Raw genomic sequence first — 18,005 nt, 5'->3', positions numbered from 1 at the left:
CAACAATGAACCGCTTCATCGAGACCATCCTCGCCCAGCGGCTGATCCTGCTCGTCCTGGGCATCGCCATGATCGTCGCCGGCGGCTTCGCCTATCGGAGCCTTCCCGTCGATGCCTTCCCGGACGTCACGCCGACGCTCGTTCAGGTCTTCACCGAGACGGAGGGCCTCGCCCCAGAAGACGTCGAACGCTACGTCACCTATCCCGTCGAAGTGGCCATGAACGGCCTGCCTGATCTGGCGGAAGTGCGCTCGACATCGAACTTCGGCCTCTCCGTCGTGAACGTCTATTTCGAGGACGGCACGGATATCTATTTCGCGCGCCAACTGGTCAACGAGCGGCTCCAGGTGGCCGCCGAGGAGATCCCCCAAGGCTTCGGCGAGCCGGAGATGGGGCCCATCACCACGGGTCTCGGCCAGATCCTTTTCTACTATCTGAAGGACGAGACCGGCTCCTACAGCCTGGAGGAGCTGCGCGAGCTCCAGGATTGGGTGGTGAAGTTCAATCTCCAGACCGTGAAGGGAGTGACGGAGGTTCTGTCGCTTGGCGGTTACGTCAAGCAGTTCCAGGTTGTGATCGAGCCCCAGGCCCTTCTCCGCTACGACCTGACGATCGCGGACGTGCTGGAGATCGTCGAGGCCAACAACGCCAATGTCGGCGCACAATTCCTCGTCCAGAACGCGGAGCAATATGTCGTCCGCTCGATCGGGTTGGCCGAGGACATCGCCGATCTCGACAACATCGTGGTGAAGACCGTGGACGGCACGCCCGTCTATCTCCGCGACATCGCCGAGGTGAAAATCGGCGGTGAGGTCCGCCAGGGCCTCGCGACCTCCAACGGCCAAGGCGAGGTCGTCGCCGGCCTCGTGCTGAAGCTGATCGGCACCAACACGTCGTCGGTCATCGATCGCGTGAAGACCGAGCTCGCCAAGATCCAGACGGCGCTGCCCGAGGGTGTGAAGATCGTTCCCTACTACGACCAGTCGGCTCTGGTCGGCCAGGCGGTGAGCACCGTCACCAATGCCCTGATGCAAGGCGTAGGCCTCGTCGCGCTCGTCATCTTCGCCTTCATGGGAGGCGTGCGCCCGAGCATCGTCGTGGCTCTGTCGATCCCGTTCTCCATCGGCTTCGCCTTCATCATGATGCAGGTGCTCGGCGTTTCTGCGAATCTCATGTCACTGGGCGCCTCGCCATTGCCATCGGCATGATGGTCGATGCGGCCATCGTGATCGTGGAGAACGTCGACCGCGTGATCCACGACCCCGAAGTCAAGGGCACCCGCCGGGAGCTGATCGCCCAGGCCTGCGCCGAGGTGCTGCGCCCGGTGATCTTCGCGATCCTCATCATCATCATCGTCTTCCTGCCGCTCTTCATGCTCCAGGGCGTCGAGGGCAAGACGTTCCGGCCATTGGCCCTCACCGTGTCTCTGGCCATGCTGGGATCGCTGATCTTCGCCCTTCTCATCGCACCGGCCCTGTCGGAGATCATCATGCGCCGCCGCAGCGGGGGCGGGAGCATCGAGGAGGCCGGCGTCCTCCGCGCCCTCGTCGCCCTCTACCGGCCCATGGTCGCCTTCCTCGTAAGAGCGCGATGGCTGGCGGCTGGCCTCGCCGGCGCCCTCGTCGTGGTCGGCGTTCTCGCCTTTCCCATGCTGGGCTCGGAGTTCACGCCCGCCTTGAAGGAAGGGGATCTGCTGGTGCGCCTCACCATGGCCCCCTCGATCTCCCTCGACGAAGCGAAGGAAACCGTCACCCGCTTCGAAAGGCGTCTCATGAACCGGTTCCCCGAGGTGGAGCGTGTCGTCAGCCGCGTCGGGCGCGGCGAGGTCGGCGCCCATGCCGACCCCGTCAACAGCGCCGAGAGCTTCGTCGGTCTGAAGCCCGAGAGCGAGTGGACGGAGGATATCTCCTATGACGATCTCATCGCCGAAATGGCGGAGTACTTCGAGGACTTCCCCGGCACCCAGTTCAACTTCACCCAGCCCATCGCCGCCGCCACCGACGAGCTTTTGACAGGCACCAAGCGGAACTTGCCGTGAAAATCTTCGGTCCCGATTCGGAGGAGCTACGCCGCATCGCCGGAGAGGTTCGCAACGTCGTCGCGGGCATGGAAGGCGCCGCAGACGTCCAGATGGATCAGGTGATCGGCACGCCCCAGCTGCGTATCACCATCGATCGCGCCGCCGTCGCCCGCTACGGCCTCAATGTCGACGACGTCCAGGAGGTGGTCTCCACCGCCGTGGGGGGCTCGACCGCCGGCCAGATCCTCGAGGGCGTCCGGCGCTTCGATATCCTGTTGCGCTATCCCGAGGATAGGCGCGACACGGAAGAAGCCATCCGCCGCATCATCCTCCAGACGCCGGCAGGTCCGCTGGTCTCCCTCGATCAGGTGACGAAGATCGACTCCATCGTCGGCCCCCGCCAGATCACCCGCGAGGACAGCCAGCGCTTCATCACCGTGCAGGCCAATGTGCGCGGCCGCGATATCGGCAGCTTTGTCGCCGACGGCGAGCAGCAGATCTCCGAAAAGGTGGAGCTGCCGCCGGGCTATCTGATCAATTGGGGTGGCCAGTTCGAGCTGCAGCAGGAAGCCAACCAGCGCCTGGCCATCGTCGTGCCCGTCACCCTCGGCCTCATCATGCTGTTGTTGTTCATCAACTTCGGCTCACTGAAGAGCGCCGGCCTCATCATGCTGAACATTCCGCTGGCGCTGGTCGGCGGCATCCTCGGCCTTCTGATGACCGGACAGAACCTTTCGGTCCCCGCCTCGGTCGGCTTCATCGCCTTGTTCGGGATTGCGCTTGAGAACGGGATGGTTCTGGTGACCTACCTCAACCGTCTGGTGGAGGAGGGGGTCGATGTGGACGAAGCCTCGATCCAGGGCGCGTGCCTGCGGGTCCGGCCCGTGCTGATGACTGCGGCCACCACCGCGCTCGGCCTGATCCCGCTGCTTTACGCCACCGGAGCCGGAAGCGAGGTGCAGAAGCCGCTCGCCACCGTCGTGGTCGGCGGCCTCGTCACGTCGACTATCCTCACGCTCCTGGTGATCCCGGCACTCTACAAATGGTTCGCGCCAGGGCGTGAAGGATCCGGGAACTAAGGGGTTAAAGTCTCTCGGTCGTCGTCCAGGACCTCCGTACCACGCACGATCTCTTCGGCGGTGACCTTCCCATCGTCATTGAGGTCGAACAGCATCAGGTAGCCATATCGCTGATGGAAGCGCTCCGCTTGTCTGTCCGTGTCGTCACGGGCGTCCGCCATCATTTCATCGCTGGAGACATCCCCATCCCTGTTGGTGTCCAGAGTGCGCCGAAAGATCTCGAGTTGGCCGAGCTCGCTGCCGGAAAACAGTCCGCCAAGCTCTTCGAACTCTTCGTTGCTGATCTTGAGATCGCCGTTCAAGTCGTACCGAAGCGACTGCGAAAAGCGCCGTGAGCGATTTTGTGCTGCTTCGAGACGTTTCCGCTTTTCGAGAACCTCTTCCGTCAGAACTCCGTCGGGGGCGAGCTGATAAAGCTGCCGGATGGTGTTCTCGATATACCGGTCAGGATTCTGCGCAATCATCTGCACAGTCCTCGGCGGAAGCTTTCGGACCACCTCCCCCTGAGGCATGGGTTCGGCTCTGGCGGTGCTTATGGCGGCAAGGAGCATCGGGAATATCGCCAGAACGCGGAGTATCATGAGAGGAAGTCCTTTGTGGTTTGCTGCGTGGCAGGAGAGTTGAAGCGCATGCATGAAGCTACAGCTTCAGGCGGGTTGCAGAACCCGGCAGCCGCAATCGTACTTAAGAGCTGCTTTCCGGGTCGCTCTGAGACGAGCGCCTGTCGAATGCGCGGCGATGCTACGCCGGCCGCACGATGAGGCCGCGGCCGCTTCTGGCAGCGCATAAGCCGCCTTCCACCCACACTCCGTATCTCGTAATGTCCGGCGGTGACGAAGATTCGTAAATCCCAGGTCGAGGCTGTGCGCAAGGCCGTCGACGCCCTCACCCGCGCCTATAAGATCGCGGAGCGGCCGGGCAGCTGCGTGAGCTCCAAGCTCAATCCTTCGGATATGCACGCGCTGCTCTACATCATGCGCAACCCGGGTTGCATCGCCAGCGATGTGGCCTGCTATCTCGGCGTTGTACCGACCACCGCCTCCACCATCCTGGATCGGCTGAGCAAGCGCGGCCTCGTGAGCCGCTCCCGGACGGAAGAGAACCGTCGCATCGTCAAGCTCGCCGCGACGGCCGAAGGGGAGAAGACGGCCGCCGCTCTGCTGGCCGAGCAGGAAGGGCAGTGCGAGGAGATGCTGTCCCGCCTCGATCCTTGCGAGCGAGACGCCTTCGTGGCCCTGATCGGCAAGGTCGCCGACCTCAAGCTCTGACGGAATGATCCCTGAATCGGCAGCGAGATGGGCCGCTCGAGCCGCCCACCACGCCTGCCGTCGGTCTCGGGTCGCGCCCTTAGTCCAACGTTCCCCGCGGACCGAAGAATTCGAAATGCAGGTTCTCCGCAGGAACACCCCGCACGGTAAGCTGCCGGTGCACCGACTCCATGAACGGCTTCGGGCCGCAGAAATAGTATTCCGCACCCTCGCCCGGCAGCAGCTTATCGAGCAGCGCCTCATCCACCAGACCGGTGGTCATATGCGCCGCCCGTGTCGCCCCATCCTTGGCCGGCTCGTCATAACAATAGTGCCGGTGAAGATTGGGATGCTTCTCCGCGAGCTGGTCAATCACCTCTCTGAACGCCTGCATGTCTTCGTTGACGGCGCCGTGCACGAGAAGGATCGGCCGCTCCGGGCTGGTCTGCAGCGCGTCGGAAAGAATGCTGAACAGGGGGGTAATGCCGACGCCACCGGCGAGCAGGACCAGGGGCCGGTCCGGATCGAGATCGGGCTGCAGGAAGAACTCGCCGCAGGGTGCGGCGACTTCGATTTCGTCACCTGGTTCGAGCTCCCGATGCAGGAGCGTCGAGACATACCCTTCGGGCGCGTCCGGCCCCTTGCTCTCTTCCCGTTTCACGCTGATCCGAAACCAACCCTGACCCGGCCGATCCGACAGGCTGTAGTTCCGCATGGTGGTGCTGCCGTCGGGCGTCGGCACCCGCAGCGTGATGTACTGTCCAGGCTTGAACTCCGGGAGCCGCTTGCCGTCCACCGGCTCTAGATAGAAGGAGGTGATCACATCGCTCTCCGGCTCCTTTCGTGCGATCCGGAACTGCTTGAAGCCGGACCAGCCGCCGGGTTCGGAGGCGATCTCGTCGTAGATCGCGCTCTCCCGACCCACCAGCACATCGACCAGCACACCGTACGCCTCGGCCCAGGCCTGGATCACCTCGTCGGTTGCGCCGTCGCCAAGCACCTCCTTGATCGAGGCCAGCAAATTCTCGCCGACGATGGGGTAGTGCTCCGCCCTGACCTGGAGAGCCACGTGCTTCTGAGCGATCAGCTCGACTGCCGGACCGAGCGCGCCCAAATTATCGATATTCGCCGCATAGGCGCAGATAGCCCCGGCCAGCGCTTGCTGCTGCAACCCGGCGCGCTGATGCGCCTGATTGAAGAATGGCTTCACTTCGGGATTATGGGAGAACATCCGCTTGTAGAAGTGACGCGTCAGGGTCTCCCCATGCTCCTCCAGAACCGGAACGGTGGATTTGACGATCGAGATGGTTTCGGCGCTCAGCATGAGTCCCTCCTTTGAATATGTATTCCGAATGCATATTATGAGTCACATGCTCCCGAAACGGGCTATAAGGCCGCACCATGCAGCTCACCATGTTCACCGATTACGGGTTACGCAGCCTGATGTACTTGGCCGGCCGGCCCGACCAGCTATGCAGCGTCGGCGAGATCGCCCAGCGCTACGGCATCTCGCGCAATCACCTCGTGAAGGTCGTCCATCGACTCGCCCAGCTCGGCTATATCGCCAGCAGTAAGGGCAAGGGCGGCGGCATCCGTCTTGCCTGCGATCCCAAGGAGGTGCGCCTCGGCGATCTCGTCGAAGCGCTCGAGCCGAACATGAATATCGTCGAGTGCTTCGACCGCAATACCAATAGCTGCCTGATCGTCGATGCGTGCCGTCTCAAGCGCTATCTCCATGAGGCGACACGCTCGTTCCTCACCGATCTGAACCAGCACACCCTCGCCGACGCGGCCGGCAACCGCGCCATGTTCAAGGCCCTGAATGAAATAAGGCCGGCATAGCCGCTCAGGCGGGACCGTTCTCTGTCGGCGGCGACTTCTCCACCTGGCCGCGCCGCTGCAGCCAAAGTATGAACAGCCAGCACGCGCTGGCCCATGCCGCACCGACGGCCCAGCCAGCGATGACGTCCGTTGGCCAGTGGACGCCGAGATAGATGCGGCTGATCCCGACCATGAGAGCCAGCAGCAAGGCGACGCTGATGGCATAGACCTTCAGCCTCAGAGCCGAGCTGTAACGCATCACGATCACCCCCAGGGTCAGATAGACCGTGGCGGACAACATGGCGTGGCTGCTTGGAAAGCTCAGAGTGAATACCTCCGTGCCGTGGGCAACCAGATCCGGACGCGGCCTGTCGAAGATGAACTTGAGAGCGTTGTTGAGGATCGTGCCGCCCACGAGCGCGATCGAGAGCAGCAGCGCGGCGTGGGGCCGCTTGCTCATCAGCAGCCAGAAGAACACCACGAGTGAGATGAAGATCAGCGCGAAGGTCGAGCCGAATGCGGTGACGTCCCGCGCCGTTTCCTCCAGCCAGGCCGGGCCGAGAGGGTTGGCCGTGTCGCCGGGGCTGCGCAGCGAGAGCATCACCCATTCGTCGAAGGCGCGGCTCTCTCCCTCCACCACCTCGTCGGCGATTTCGAAGAACACCCATACGCTCGCCGCCATGGTGCCGATCAAGAGGACCGGAATAGCCTCGATCCCCGGTGCCTTGCGGTAAAGACGATGCGCCTTGTCCCGAAGTTGTGCCCAAAACCCTGTCATGGCCCCCGCATGCCCTTTAGCTGCACCGCCCGCAAGCGGCTCGCGGCCATAAGGCCCCGGCAAGCGGGCTTCTGTCAAAGCTAGCCTTGGAGATCGACTTGTGTATCCTCTCCGGCATAAAAATGACGTTTGGGGGAGGAGAGGCAATGCCTTTGCATTTCGGAAAGATCGGAGCGCTGATCGCCATCGTAACGATCACCGCGTTTCTGCTTTGGCTGATGTTCGGCGCATTCTTCGCGGGCGAGACCGTCGATGAGGATGCCGCCCTTCAAAGCGGAAGGGCTGTCGCCGCATCAAGCGTCTTCGGCTTGCCGGGCGCCCCCCGTAAGCAGGAAGAGGGCATCCGTCCTTAGTCCGCTGAGCCGATAGAGAAGGATCGACGTCCCGATCATCCAAAACGTCATGGCGATCACGACGGCGAGCGCGGCGCCCGTCGCGCCATAGGCCGGAGCCAGCAGAATATTGCTCAGCCCCAGCACCGCGATGGAGCAGATCGCGAGCGTTGCGTTCTGGGTCTGCGCGCCGAGAACCGTGAGCAGCGCCACATTGGGCCCGAACAGAGCGCGCACGAGCTGGCTCACGATCAGGATCAGGAGCGGCACTTTCGCCCCGGCGAATTCCGGTCCGAACAGCGACAGGAGCTCGTTGCCCCATACTGCGAACAGCGCAAAGGCACCCAGCGTCGCCGCCAGCGGAAAACCGAGGGCCTTGGCCATGGCCTTCTTGATCGGCGCGTAGCTCTTGCGCGCATGGGCGTCGGCCAGATCGGGCTGGACGATGTATTGGGCCACCTGCACCGCGAAGCCCACCAGAACCGCGATCTTCAGGCAGACGCCGAAAATGCCGACCTCCGCCTGGCTGATGAACGGCGTGAGCATCAGGATGTCCACGTCGGCGAAGAACTCGATGAACATCACCACGATGATCAGCGGCAGAGCCTCCCGCCGCCAGATCCGCACCAGGCGCTTCGGCGGCGGCGCGGACGGCATCTTTGGCACGTCCCGCTGCACCAAAGCGTACTGGGTGAAGGCGATGACGCTGGTGATACCCGCCACCAGCCAGGTCACATCCGCGGCGTCGAACTGAATGCCGAGCGCAATGAAGGCGAGCACGCCGAAGAACAGCAGGAACGGACGGATGGCCGTGTCGGGCAGATAGGCCAGCAAGAATCGGCGCAGGGACCCGGCGAACGAGCCGTTCACCCGCAACGAGGCGCTAGCCGGCAGGGCTGCGGCCGCCGCGATCAGTGCCATGCGTGTCACATGATCGAGGCCCGGCCAAAGCAGTCCGAAAGCGACGATGCCGACGGCGCCGATCAGCACGTAAAGCGTCGCCTCCCGGCGTGCCCGGGTGATGAAGGCGAGCACGAGGTCGGGCCGCCCTTTCTCCCGGTAGCGGGAGATGAAGCGGGGCGCGATGGCCGGGTAGCCGTAAGCGGCGACGAGACCGGCGACCGCCACCAGACTGACGACGGAATAGAACACGCCCAGGGCGCTCGCCTGCAGATAGCGCGCCAGCAGCACCTGGGTGATGAAGCCCGCCGCCGCGCCAGCGATGCGTGCAACCGACACCATGGAGGAGACGGTGAAGAGGGCCCGGCCCTTGCCGAGCAGCGCGGCCGCTCGCGACAGCGGATTTGTATCGGCGGCCCCGGTCGTCATGCCATCGTTTCGGTGGAGCGTTTCTGTTTCTGCTGACCGTTCTTCAGCCCATCCGCCATCAGAGAAGGATCGACCTGCCACTTGCCCGGCGCGCTCGGCATGTTCGTTTCATGCTCCAGGAGGCGCAGAAACTCATCGCGGGGTATGGGATGAAAGCCGAGACTCTCCAGATGCGGCGTCATCCACTTTGCGTCGCGCAATTTGAAGCCCCAGGCCGCAAGGTGCCGGTGTAACGCCACCGTGGCGACTTTCGAGGCATGGTCGACGCGGGAGAACTGAGACTCGCCGAAATAGGCCTTGCCGATCGCGAGCCCGTATAGCCCGCCGACCAGATTCCCCTTCTCGTCCCAGACCTCGACGGAATGGGCGTATCCAGCTTCATGCGCGTCGTAATAGGCCTGCATGATCTGCGGCGTGATCCAGGTAAGCGGCACCTTGCCTTCCCGCGGCCTCGCGCAGGCTGCAATGACCTCGGCGAAACGCTGGTCCATGGTGACGTGGAATTTCTGCTGTCGCAGCAGCTTCGCGAGTTTCTTGCTCACATGGGGCTCGGCTGGGTCGATGACCGCCCGCTCGTCGGGACACCACCATTTCATCGGTCCAATATGGCAGAACGGGAAGAGGCCGCGCTTGTAGTTCGTAACCAGGGCATCGACCGAAAGATCGTTGCTCACGCCGACCAGTCCGCGCCACGTATAATAGTGGGGCCGCTCCGGCAGCCGGTGCCACTCGAATTCGGGCGCAAACAGCTGGGCACAGGTCAGCAGCCAGATCCGCGGCAAAAGCCCGATCCGTTTCGGCTTCAAGGCGTAGCCGACCCCCAAGACCCAGCGGCGCAGGCGCGCGGACCAGCTTTCGTGAAATAGCGCTTCAGCGGGGTCGCTCTCGTGCACGGGCACGGCGACCCCCAAAGTGTCATGATTGGCGTTGCTCATCCAAAAGCACCATTTGCACCGGGGCCGGCATGGCCTCGATCCGCATTTTCGGAAAATACCGTGGGAGGTTGGTACGCCAACAAACGATACTTGCACTCCCCTTCGGAAGAACTCCTTAACAGCGCGGCAAAAATGAGCCGCCTGAGCCGGAAATTTGCTGTGGGCGAGCAGCTTTAACGAGGTTCGCGCGGGCTGCGAATGCTTGATCTGCGGCGCAACCCGCCTGAGTATGGAGTTGGGCGTCATAGCGCCCCACCTCGCCATGCCGCGCTACGCGACGAAATGAGGCTGCCATGCCGAGACTCTTTTCCGGCATCGAAATCCCAGAAGCGATCGGTTACCGCATGAGCCTGTTGCGCACAGGCATGACCGGCGCGCGGTGGATCGACCCGGCGAACTATCATCTCACCTTACGGTTCATCGGCGACGTGGATGGCGGCACGGCCCGCGATTTCGCCGCCAATCTCGGACATATCGATGTGGAGCCGTTCCAGCTCCAATTCGACGGTCTCGGGGCCTTCGGCGGCAAGAAGCCCCGCGCGCTCTGGGCGAGCCTCCGCCCGTCCGAGCCCTTGCTCAACCTCCAGCGGGCTCACGAACGCGCCGCCAGGCTTGCGGGACTGCCGGCGGAGGCGAGGAACTTCACACCTCATGTCACCATCGCGCGCCTCCGCGGCACCAAGCCCATCTCCGTGGCGGGCTATCTGGAGAGTCAGGGCGGATTCTTCTCCGAGCCCTTCACCGTCGACCGCTTCGTGCTGTTCTCGTCGCGCGCGTCTATCGGCGGCGGGCCTTACGTGGTGGAAGCCGAATACCCTCTGGAGCATCAGCCTCTGCACCACTCCTTCGGGTGATCGCCTAGAGCGGCTGACCGACATCGATGCGGTTGCCTTCCGTATCCTCGAACACGAAGGCGCGCAGGCCGTACTCCTTGTCCCGCACACCCTTCACGATCCGAAGCCCGTTGGCTTCACAGAGTGTTGCGAGACGGTTCGCGTCCTGGACCATCAGATGCGCCACCGGAAAATTCGCCGGCTTGTGCGTCTTCTGCAAAGTGAGATGGAGCTCCGCCCCGTCCCGCTTCAGGATGACGAAGCCGACCGGATCGCCGTTCTCGAAGATCTTGGTGAAGCCCAGCGTGCCGCAATAGAAGCGCAGCGCCCGCGCCATATCCTGCACGGGCAACGTCGCCGCGATGCGTCCGAAACCGATGCTGTCTGGATCGACAGTGCTCATGTCGGTGTTGCTCATGGAGAACCCTCCTCACGCGGAAGGCGGATCTCCGGACGGTGCCGAAGTCGGTAACGGGCCTTCCAATGATGTGAAGGAGGCGGTGCTCCGGGATGGCCAGTGATAGGCCGAGCGGGCCGGCGGCCGCAAGTCGCGATCAATCCTTCGGGGCGCTCTTTCCTGCTGGGGCACTGTCGCCGATCAGGGATTCGAGCAGACCTTCGCTCGCCGCTTCGATCAGGTCGAGCGCATGGTCGAACCCTTCATCCCCGCCGAAAAACGGGTCCGGCACGTCGATGGCCTCCAGATGGGGCGCATAATCGAGGAACTGGCGGACCTTGCCTTCGGTCCCTTCCGGCGCGAGCGCCTTGAGTTCCGCCAGATTGTTGCGGTCCATGGCGAGGAGCAGGTCGAACCGGTGGAAGTCCTCCGGCGTCACCTGCCGCGCGGCCTGGGAGGAGATATCCATTCCCCGGCCGGTAGCTGCGGCTTGCGCGCGGGTGTCTGGTGCCTGGCCGATATGCCAATCTCCCAGCCCTGCCGAATCGATCTCGAAACGGTCGGCCACACCGGCCTCTGCGATCACGCGGCGGAATACACCCTCCGCCATGGGCGAACGGCAGATATTGCCGAGACAGATGAAAAGCAGCTTGTGACGGGGATCGCCGGACATGACGCCTTGAATCGCATGGGCCTCCAGGCTTTGCAAGCGTGCCCCGCTGCAATCCGTGGCATCTTGTGATCGGGCACCTGCAACCCTAAATTTAGCGCATCCGCTAACACCTTAGCGGTTTGGAGGACGATGAATGGCTGCCTTTGATGATGCCGACTCCTTGCGTAAGGAGGCCATGGGCCAGGGCGTATCTGCCGAGCGCGTCGCCGAACGCGAGCGCAAGGTCCGCCGTGACTTTTGGAGCAAGCTGAAGCGCTTCGCGGGTCAGGTCCCCTTCGTGGAGGATCTCGTCGCCGGCTATTACTGCGCCCTCGACAGCGAGACGCCGTTGCGCGTCCGCGGCATGCTGCTGGCGGTGATTGCGTACTTCATCCTGCCGATGGATCTGATGCCCGATATCGTTCTGGGCCTCGGTTTTGCCGATGACGCGGCACTGCTGGCGGGCGTTATGAGCCTGGTCTCGTCTCACATCACCCCGGCCCACCGCGCTGCGGCGGCCCGCGCCCTGGAGCGCGAATTCCCCGACAGCTAGCGGTATGGCGCGGTCGAGAAGCCGGCCGCGCCGGCCTTTCGATCCCGGGCTCTAATCCTGGGGCCGGACGATCAGCTTCCCCTGCACCTTGCGCTGCTCGATCATTGTCAGCGCCTTGCCGGTCTCGACGAGCGGGAACGTCGCCTGGATATGCGGCGCGATTTTCCCCTCATCGGCCCATTGCAGGGTTTGAAGCATGTTTTCCCGATGGGCATCGGGCGACCGCTCGATAAACGCCGTCCAGAACACGCCGATAATTGAGCAGCCCTTCAGAAGGACCAGGTTCAGGGGCAGTTTGGGGATCTCACCGGCCGCAAATCCGATCACGAGATATCGCCCCTCCCACGCCATGGCCCGCAGGGCCGGCTCCGCGCTGTCGCCGCCAACGCAGTCATAGAGCACATCGACGCCGCGCCGGTCGGTGAGTTCGCGAAGGCCGGGCTTCAGGCCCTTCTCCTTGTAGTTCAGTCCCATATCGGCGCCATGCTCTCGGCAATAGGCGAGCTTGTCGCCCGACGAGGCCACCGCGATCACCCGCGCGCCCATAAGCTTGGCGACGTGAATGGCGGCGACGCCGGCCCCGCCCGCGGCCCCGAGGATGGCCACCGTCTCGCCCGGCTGCAGCCGCGCCCGGTTCTTGAAGCCGTGCAGCGCCGTGCCGTAGGTCACCAGCAGCCCGGCGGCGAACTCGTCGCTCACGCCCGTCGGGATCGGCACGACATTGCGTGCCTTTGTCGCGACCTTCTCCCGGCAGCCGTTGCCGCCGATGAAGGCCACGACCCGCTGACCGATTTCGAACTCCGAAACGCCGGCGCCTACACTGTCGATCGTCCCGGCGATCTCGGCACCGGGCGAATACGGCAGGGGCGGTGTGATCTGATACTTGTCCTTCAGGATCAGCGTATCGAAGAAGTTCAGCCCCACCGCGTTCACCCGGATGACGACTTCGCCTTCCTGGGCCACCGGTTCATCCACCTCCTCCACGTGAAGAGCGCCGATGCCGCCGAACTCCTTGAACTGTGCCGCCCGCATGATTCCATTCTTCTCCAAACTTGACCGGCCGCCGGACCGGTCTCCGAACTCTCTCCACACCAATGGTCGCGCATGAGCTGCCGCCAACCGCAGCAGCCAGGCCGACTTGTCAGGTGTAAAGGCTCGTCCCGAAAGTCCCACACCGTCTCAACCGCAACCCGCCCGCATCACGCGCTGGCGTTCCGGAGCGGCTCGAGCCGGACCGCATCAACCCCCGGGGCAACTGACCGCATCGCCGTCAGAAATCTGGCCAAACCCATGGCGAATCTATATGGTCTTATTCCCAACCGAAACCGCATGTCTTTCAGTCAGCATCCGAGTCGGGGAATCAATGATGCACCGAGCTGTCCGTGCTGCTTGCCTTCTATTGGCTTTCAGCTGCGCACCTGCATACGCCCAGAACGCCAAGCTTCTGAAGAATTTCAATCATTGGTCTGCCTATCAATCCGCGGCGAGTCCGAAGACATGCTTCGTCGTGTCGCAACCGCTCTCATCCGAGCCGAGCGATGTGCGGCGGGGTCCGATCTATTTCTACATCAGCCGGTATCCCTCCGACCGAATCAAGAACGAGATCAGCATCAAGATGGGCTACCCGTTCAGCCCCGGCGCGAAGGTCTCGGTCAACATCGATGGCAAGGCCTTCAGCTTTTACACGAAGGATGAAGGCGCCTACGTGGAGACCCGCGCTGGAGAGGATCAGGTCGTCGAGGCCATGAAGGCCGGTTCCAGCCTCACGGTCAGCGGCACCTCGTCTCGCGGCACCAAAACGACCGACAAATATTCCCTGAGCGGCGTCACGGCGGCCATGAGCGAAATCGAGCGGGAGTGCTCCTTCTAGGGCACTCTTCCCACATTTTCACAGTTGCGCGCCCGATCCGGCAGTCTATCCGCTTCGGGCGAATCTGCGCATTCCCCTCCACATTCGGCCCCGATCGTCCTATGTCTGTGGCCATGCTTCCTGCATCTGCCATATCCGAGGCTCCGAAGCCTGCCCAAGATTCCGCGCCCCAAGAATCCGCGCCTCATGAATCCGCGCCGCCGTCTCTCATCGGCTTGAGCCGCGAGGCCCTCGCGGAACGGCTCGGCGCCATCGGCGTTCCGGAGAAGCAGCGGCGCATGCGCGCCGCCCAGCTCTGGAACTGGATGTATGTGCGCGGCGTCGACGATTTCGGCGCAATGAGCAATGTCGCCAAGGGACTGCGCGAGGAGCTCGCCGGCAGGTTCGCCCTGGGCCGGCCCGAGATCGTGTCCGAGCAGGTCTCCCAGGACGGCACCCGAAAATGGCTGCTTCGCCTGGCCGATGGCCGCGAGGTCGAGACCGTCTACATTCCCGAGGACGACCGCGGCACGCTGTGCATCTCCAGCCAAGTGGGCTGCACCCTCACCTGCTCCTTCTGCCACACGGGCACCCAGCGCCTGGTGCGCAATCTGGAAGCCGGCGAGATCGTCGCCCAGATCATGCTGGCCCGCGACCGGCTGGGAGACTGGCCCGGGGCCGAAGGTCCGGAGGACAAGACCGGCATCCCGGACGGCCCCCGCAAGATCACCAATGTCGTGCTCATGGGGATGGGCGAGCCGCTCTACAATTTCGACAATGTGCGCGACGCCATGGCCATCGTCTCCGACGGCGAAGGCATTTCCCTATCCAAACGGCGCATCACTCTTTCGACTTCCGGCGTGGTGCCGGAGATTCCGCGCTGGGGTGAAGAAGCCGGCACCATGCTCGCCATCTCGCTCCACGCCGTGCGCGACGACCTGCGGAACGAGCTTGTGCCCATCAATAAGAAGTGGCCCATCGCCGATCTTCTTGAGGCCTGCCGCAACTATCCCGGCCTCTCCAACGCCAAGCGCATCACCTTCGAATACGTGATGCTGGACGGGGTGAACGACAGCGTCGCCGACGCCAAGGAGCTGGTGCGGCTCCTGAAGAAGATCCCGGCCAAGATCAACCTGATCCCGTTCAATCCCTGGCCCGGCTCGCCTTACGAATGCTCCGACTGGGACCAGATCGAGAAGTTCGCCGAGGTCGTGAACCGCGCGGGCTATGCCTCACCGGTCCGCACGCCCCGCGGCCGGGACATCATGGCCGCCTGCGGGCAGCTCAAGAGCGCATCCGTCAAGCTCCGCGCCAGCCAGCGCGCGGTGGCCGCCGCTTCAAACGCGTAGCAGCTGTTTCAGCACAACGACGCCAGATTCAGGCTGTCATCCCTGCGAAAGCAGGGATCCAGTATCCACGGCGCTGATGAGCGGGCACGGCAGGGATTACTGGATTGCCCGGTCGAGCCGGGCAATGACACCTGGGATGGTGCCCGCCTAACCCCGCTTCACCGCCCAGCGAAGCGCCTCTTCCAGCCGATCGTTCCCCCAGAACAGCTCCTCGCCGATGGTGAAGGACGGCGCGCCGAAGATTCCGAGGCGGCAGGCTTCGTCGGTGTCCGCACGGAGATGCGCCTTGTTCAGATCGGTGCAGGACTCCGCCATCACCGCCTCCGCATCAAGGCCGAGCTTTTCCAGGATCTCCGCCAGCACGTGATCCATGCTGATGCATTTCTTCTCCACGAAGTTCGCCGTGAAGACTGCCCGCGTGAAGTCCGGCGTCCAGCCGTCCTCCTTGCCCGCCCGCGCGATCCGGGCCGCTTTCAGACCGTTTTGCGGAAACGCCACCGGGGGCAAGGTCAGCGGCAGATCTTCCGCTTCGCAGATCCGCTCCAGATCCCGCCACATATAGCGACCCTTCGTGGGGTAGAGATTGAAGGGCGAATCCGCCCAGCCGTGGTTCGCGAAGATCGGACCGAGCAGAAACGGCCGCCAGTTCACCGTGACGCCCACGTCTTCGGCCAGCGGCGCAATCCGCATCACGGCCGGATAGGAATATGTGCTTGCAAATTCGTACCAGAAATCGAGGCTTGGCATCGTCAATCCACCTATGTCATGCCCGGTCAGAGTTGCCGGAGACGCCCCGCCTGCCAAGCCGGCGAAGCGACGCGCCCATATCGTTGCAGCGACAGTCTAGAGCCGAATCGAGACCGAGCCGACCATGATTACCCGCACCGTCTTCCGCATTCTTTGGGTGGTCGTTTCGTTCCTCTTCGCCTCGGGGATTGCGCTCGCCGTTCTGTTGCTGCTCGGCGCGCTCTGGGTCGGCGACGAGCTTCGCCAGGCCGCGCCCCACGATTCGATGATGCAGCAAGGCGGCGAGGTCTTCGGCCTGGTGATGTTCACCGCAGCCATCGCCCCCACCCTCACCGTATTACCGGCCCTGATCGCCGTGGTGATCGGTGAGGTGCTGAAATTCCGCAGCTGGATGTACTATGTGATCGCGGGCGGCATCTCGCTTCTGGCCGTACCGCTTCTCGTGGGCACGCCCGGCGAACTGTCGACTCTCCCGCCTCCCCAGGCGACCGCCATCTTCGCCACGGCCGGTTTCACCGGCGGCTTTGTCTACTGGCTCATCTGCGGCCGGGGGGCGTGACGCGGCTTGCCATAGTCCCCGGCCGTCATTGCCGGGCTTGACCCGGCAATCCAGGGGCATCGTCTCCGAATCCGCCGCTCTGGATGCCCGGCTCAAAGCCGGGCATGACGCAGAGAACGCGGATCGCTTGCCCCGCCCGCCCAGTTTCCTATAAGTCCCGCATCTCATTCCGCGACGAATTTCAGAAAGCGTGTCCATGGCCGATCAAGACATCAAGAAGGTGGTGCTCGCCTATTCCGGCGGCCTCGACACCTCCATCATCCTCAAATGGCTGCAGGAGACCTACGGCTGCGAGGTGGTGACCTTCACCGCCGATCTCGGCCAGGGCGAGGAGCTGGAGCCGGCACGCAAGAAGGCGGAGATGTTCGGCATCAAGGAGATCTTCGTCGACGATCTTCGCGAGGAATTCGTCCGCGACTACGTCTTCCCCATGTTCCGGGCGAACGCGGTCTATGAAGGCGTCTACCTGCTCGGCACCTCCATCGCCCGGCCTCTGATCGCAAAGCGCCAGATCGAGATCGCCCGGGAGACCGGCGCCGATGCCGTGGCTCATGGCGCGACCGGCAAGGGCAACGACCAGGTGCGCTTCGAGCTCGCCTATTACGCCCTCAACCCCGACATCAAGGTGATCGCACCCTGGCGGGAATGGGATTTCGTCTCCCGCTCGGACCTGATCGAGTTCGCCGAGAAGCACCAGATTCCGGTCTCCAAGGACAAGCGGGGCGAGGCGCCCTTCTCGGTCGATGCAAACCTTCTCCATTCGTCGTCGGAAGGAAAGGTGCTCGAGGATCCGTTCGAGGCGCCGCCGGAATATGTCTTCCAGCGCACGGTGTCGCCGGAGGACGCCCCCGACAAGGCGACCGAGATCACGATTGGGTTCGAGAAAGGCGACGCCGTCTCCATCGACGGCAAGCGCATGAGTCCGGCTGAGATCCTGACCAAGCTCAATGCGCTCGGCCGCGACAACGGCATCGGCCGCGTCGATCTCGTGGAGAACCGTTTCGTCGGCATGAAGTCCCGCGGCATCTACGAGACCCCGGGCGGCACCATCCTGCTGCCGGCCCACCGCGCCATCGAGAGCCTGACATTGGATCGCGAAGCTGCCCATCTGAAGGACCAGCTCATGCCGCGCTACGCGGAGCTGATCTATAACGGCTTCTGGTTCTCGCCAGAGCGCGAGATGCTGCAGGCCCTGATCGACAAGAGCCAGGAGCATGTCGAGGGCGAAGTCCGGCTGAAGCTCTATAAGGGCAATGTCATCGTCACCGGCCGGCGGAGCGACAAGTCGCTCTACGCCGACGACCTCGTGACATTCGAGGACGATGCCGGCGCCTACGACCAGATCGACGCCAAGGGCTTCATCCGCCTCAACGCGCTGCGGCTGCGCACGCTGGGCAAGCTGCGGGATAAATAGACCTGCGCCAGTTCAAGGCGCGCCCGCCCCAACTTCTGTGTCATCACCGGGCTTGTCCCGGTGATCCACGAACACGGAATGATGGATTGAGCACAGGGGTCATGGATGCCC

At 63.5% G+C, this 18,005-nt stretch carries 18 protein-coding genes and 1 pseudogene; 10 read left to right on the top strand and 9 right to left on the bottom strand.

The genetic code is table 11. The annotated features are described in order from the left end of the window. Positions 1–5: 5 nt before the first annotated feature. A pseudogene (locus A7A08_RS17550) lies at positions 6–3,099 on the top strand (efflux RND transporter permease subunit). Here the strand turns inward: A7A08_RS17550 and A7A08_RS06020 are convergent. After that, a complete protein-coding gene (locus tag A7A08_RS06020; protein ID WP_169822935.1) occupies positions 3,096–3,563 on the bottom strand; it encodes an EF-hand domain-containing protein in 468 nt (155 codons plus the stop codon). The pseudogene A7A08_RS17550 and the gene A7A08_RS06020 sit on opposite strands and share 4 nt — an antisense overlap. 366 nt (positions 3,564–3,929) lie before the next feature. Here A7A08_RS06020 and A7A08_RS06015 point away from each other — a divergent pair, with 366 nt between their 5' ends. Further along, positions 3,930–4,367 (top strand): MarR family winged helix-turn-helix transcriptional regulator, encoded by a 438-nt coding sequence (locus A7A08_RS06015; protein WP_069094585.1) that lies wholly within the window; start codon positions 3,930–3,932, stop codon positions 4,365–4,367. Between the two features lie 79 nt (positions 4,368–4,446). Here A7A08_RS06015 and hmpA read toward each other — a convergent pair whose 3' ends face one another. After that, on the bottom strand, positions 4,447–5,670 hold the full coding sequence (hmpA, locus tag A7A08_RS06010) for an NO-inducible flavohemoprotein (RefSeq protein ID WP_069094584.1): 1,224 nt from the start codon (positions 5,668–5,670) through the stop codon (positions 4,447–4,449). A gap of 77 nt (positions 5,671–5,747) precedes the next feature. Between hmpA and A7A08_RS06005 the strand changes: the two genes are divergently transcribed. Beyond that, a complete protein-coding gene (locus tag A7A08_RS06005) occupies positions 5,748–6,188 on the top strand; it encodes an Rrf2 family transcriptional regulator (protein ID WP_069094583.1) in 441 nt (146 codons plus the stop codon). A gap of 4 nt (positions 6,189–6,192) precedes the next feature. On the opposite strand, the gene A7A08_RS06000 is transcribed toward A7A08_RS06005, so the two are convergent. Further along, positions 6,193–6,945, bottom strand: a complete 753-nt coding sequence (locus tag A7A08_RS06000) for a phosphatase PAP2 family protein (protein ID WP_069094582.1) — start codon at positions 6,943–6,945, stop codon at positions 6,193–6,195. Between the two features lie 86 nt (positions 6,946–7,031). Here A7A08_RS06000 and A7A08_RS15900 point away from each other — a divergent pair, with 86 nt between their 5' ends. Then, positions 7,032–7,298 (top strand): hypothetical protein, encoded by a 267-nt coding sequence (locus A7A08_RS15900; protein ID WP_141693861.1) that lies wholly within the window; start codon positions 7,032–7,034, stop codon positions 7,296–7,298. On the opposite strand, the gene A7A08_RS05990 is transcribed toward A7A08_RS15900, so the two are convergent. Both A7A08_RS05990 and aat read right to left on the bottom strand, forming a co-directional pair. Continuing rightward, entirely contained in the window at positions 7,239–8,606 is a 1,368-nt protein-coding gene (locus A7A08_RS05990) for an oligosaccharide flippase family protein (RefSeq protein ID WP_083226499.1), read from the bottom strand. The two genes, A7A08_RS15900 and A7A08_RS05990, sit on opposite strands and share 60 nt — an antisense overlap. After that, positions 8,603–9,541 (bottom strand): leucyl/phenylalanyl-tRNA--protein transferase, encoded by a 939-nt coding sequence (gene aat, locus A7A08_RS15895; RefSeq protein WP_069094580.1) that lies wholly within the window; start codon positions 9,539–9,541, stop codon positions 8,603–8,605. The genes A7A08_RS05990 and aat overlap by 4 nt, the downstream gene beginning before the upstream one ends. Before the next feature lie 293 nt (positions 9,542–9,834). Here aat and thpR point away from each other — a divergent pair, with 293 nt between their 5' ends. Beyond that, a complete protein-coding gene (thpR, locus tag A7A08_RS05980; protein WP_069094579.1) occupies positions 9,835–10,395 on the top strand; it encodes an RNA 2',3'-cyclic phosphodiesterase in 561 nt (186 codons plus the stop codon). A gap of 4 nt (positions 10,396–10,399) precedes the next feature. Here the strand turns inward: thpR and A7A08_RS05975 are convergent, their stop codons facing one another. Beyond that, positions 10,400–10,777 (bottom strand): VOC family protein, encoded by a 378-nt coding sequence (locus A7A08_RS05975; RefSeq protein WP_069094703.1) that lies wholly within the window; start codon positions 10,775–10,777, stop codon positions 10,400–10,402. Positions 10,778–10,928: 151 nt separating this feature from the next. Beyond that, positions 10,929–11,480 (bottom strand): low molecular weight protein-tyrosine-phosphatase, encoded by a 552-nt coding sequence (locus tag A7A08_RS05970; RefSeq protein WP_245290828.1) that lies wholly within the window; start codon positions 11,478–11,480, stop codon positions 10,929–10,931. A 97-nt stretch (positions 11,481–11,577) separates the two neighbouring features. Between A7A08_RS05970 and A7A08_RS05965 the strand changes: the two genes are divergently transcribed. Continuing rightward, entirely contained in the window at positions 11,578–11,976 is a 399-nt protein-coding gene (locus A7A08_RS05965; RefSeq protein ID WP_069094578.1) for a YkvA family protein, read from the top strand. A gap of 51 nt (positions 11,977–12,027) precedes the next feature. Here A7A08_RS05965 and A7A08_RS05960 read toward each other — a convergent pair whose 3' ends face one another. Next, entirely contained in the window at positions 12,028–13,008 is a 981-nt protein-coding gene (locus tag A7A08_RS05960; protein WP_069094701.1) for an NADPH:quinone oxidoreductase family protein, read from the bottom strand. Positions 13,009–13,483: 475 nt separating this feature from the next. Here A7A08_RS05960 and A7A08_RS05955 point away from each other — a divergent pair, with 475 nt between their 5' ends. Together A7A08_RS05955 and rlmN are read left to right on the top strand one after the other, a co-directional pair. After that, entirely contained in the window at positions 13,484–13,846 is a 363-nt protein-coding gene (locus A7A08_RS05955; protein WP_141693859.1) for an invasion associated locus B family protein, read from the top strand. Between the two features lie 101 nt (positions 13,847–13,947). Next, a complete protein-coding gene (gene rlmN / locus A7A08_RS05950; protein ID WP_083226497.1) occupies positions 13,948–15,174 on the top strand; it encodes a dual-specificity RNA methyltransferase RlmN in 1,227 nt (408 codons plus the stop codon). A gap of 147 nt (positions 15,175–15,321) precedes the next feature. On the opposite strand, the gene A7A08_RS05945 is transcribed toward rlmN, so the two are convergent. Then, positions 15,322–15,921, bottom strand: a complete 600-nt coding sequence (locus tag A7A08_RS05945) for a 2-hydroxychromene-2-carboxylate isomerase (protein ID WP_069094576.1) — start codon at positions 15,919–15,921, stop codon at positions 15,322–15,324. A 124-nt stretch (positions 15,922–16,045) separates the two neighbouring features. Here A7A08_RS05945 and A7A08_RS05940 point away from each other — a divergent pair, with 124 nt between their 5' ends. Further along, complete coding sequence (locus tag A7A08_RS05940; RefSeq protein WP_069094575.1) at positions 16,046–16,480, top strand: hypothetical protein; 435 nt, start codon at positions 16,046–16,048, stop codon at positions 16,478–16,480. Between the two features lie 196 nt (positions 16,481–16,676). Next, entirely contained in the window at positions 16,677–17,894 is a 1,218-nt protein-coding gene (locus A7A08_RS05935) for an argininosuccinate synthase (RefSeq protein ID WP_069094574.1), read from the top strand. Positions 17,895–18,005 lie beyond the last annotated feature (111 nt).

The organism is Methyloligella halotolerans (assembly GCF_001708935.1).
Lineage (GTDB): Bacteria > Pseudomonadota > Alphaproteobacteria > Rhizobiales > Methyloligellaceae > Methyloligella > Methyloligella halotolerans.
Note: the sequence above shows the minus strand (reverse complement) of the source record. Positions and strands in the feature narration are given on the sequence as shown.

What these genes read in the sequence shown, in the direction of transcription:
- A7A08_RS06020 (WP_169822935.1), bottom strand. Translation starts at nt 3,563, where the DNA reads ATGATTGCGCAGAATCCTGACCGGTATATCGAGAACACCATCCGGCAG.
- hmpA (WP_069094584.1), bottom strand. Translation starts at nt 5,670, where the DNA reads ATGCTGAGCGCCGAAACCATCTCGATCGTCAAATCCACCGTTCCGGTT.
- A7A08_RS06005 (WP_069094583.1), top strand. Translation starts at nt 5,748, where the DNA reads ATGCAGCTCACCATGTTCACCGATTACGGGTTACGCAGCCTGATGTAC.
- A7A08_RS06000 (WP_069094582.1), bottom strand. Translation starts at nt 6,945, where the DNA reads ATGACAGGGTTTTGGGCACAACTTCGGGACAAGGCGCATCGTCTTTAC.
- A7A08_RS05990 (WP_083226499.1), bottom strand. Translation starts at nt 8,606, where the DNA reads ATGACGACCGGGGCCGCCGATACAAATCCGCTGTCGCGAGCGGCCGCG.
- aat (WP_069094580.1), bottom strand. Translation starts at nt 9,541, where the DNA reads ATGAGCAACGCCAATCATGACACTTTGGGGGTCGCCGTGCCCGTGCAC.
- thpR (WP_069094579.1), top strand. Translation starts at nt 9,835, where the DNA reads ATGCCGAGACTCTTTTCCGGCATCGAAATCCCAGAAGCGATCGGTTAC.
- A7A08_RS05975 (WP_069094703.1), bottom strand. Translation starts at nt 10,777, where the DNA reads ATGAGCACTGTCGATCCAGACAGCATCGGTTTCGGACGCATCGCGGCG.
- A7A08_RS05965 (WP_069094578.1), top strand. Translation starts at nt 11,578, where the DNA reads ATGGCTGCCTTTGATGATGCCGACTCCTTGCGTAAGGAGGCCATGGGC.
- A7A08_RS05960 (WP_069094701.1), bottom strand. Translation starts at nt 13,008, where the DNA reads ATGCGGGCGGCACAGTTCAAGGAGTTCGGCGGCATCGGCGCTCTTCAC.
- rlmN (WP_083226497.1), top strand. Translation starts at nt 13,948, where the DNA reads ATGTCTGTGGCCATGCTTCCTGCATCTGCCATATCCGAGGCTCCGAAG.
- A7A08_RS05945 (WP_069094576.1), bottom strand. Translation starts at nt 15,921, where the DNA reads ATGCCAAGCCTCGATTTCTGGTACGAATTTGCAAGCACATATTCCTAT.
- A7A08_RS05940 (WP_069094575.1), top strand. Translation starts at nt 16,046, where the DNA reads ATGATTACCCGCACCGTCTTCCGCATTCTTTGGGTGGTCGTTTCGTTC.
- A7A08_RS05935 (WP_069094574.1), top strand. Translation starts at nt 16,677, where the DNA reads ATGGCCGATCAAGACATCAAGAAGGTGGTGCTCGCCTATTCCGGCGGC.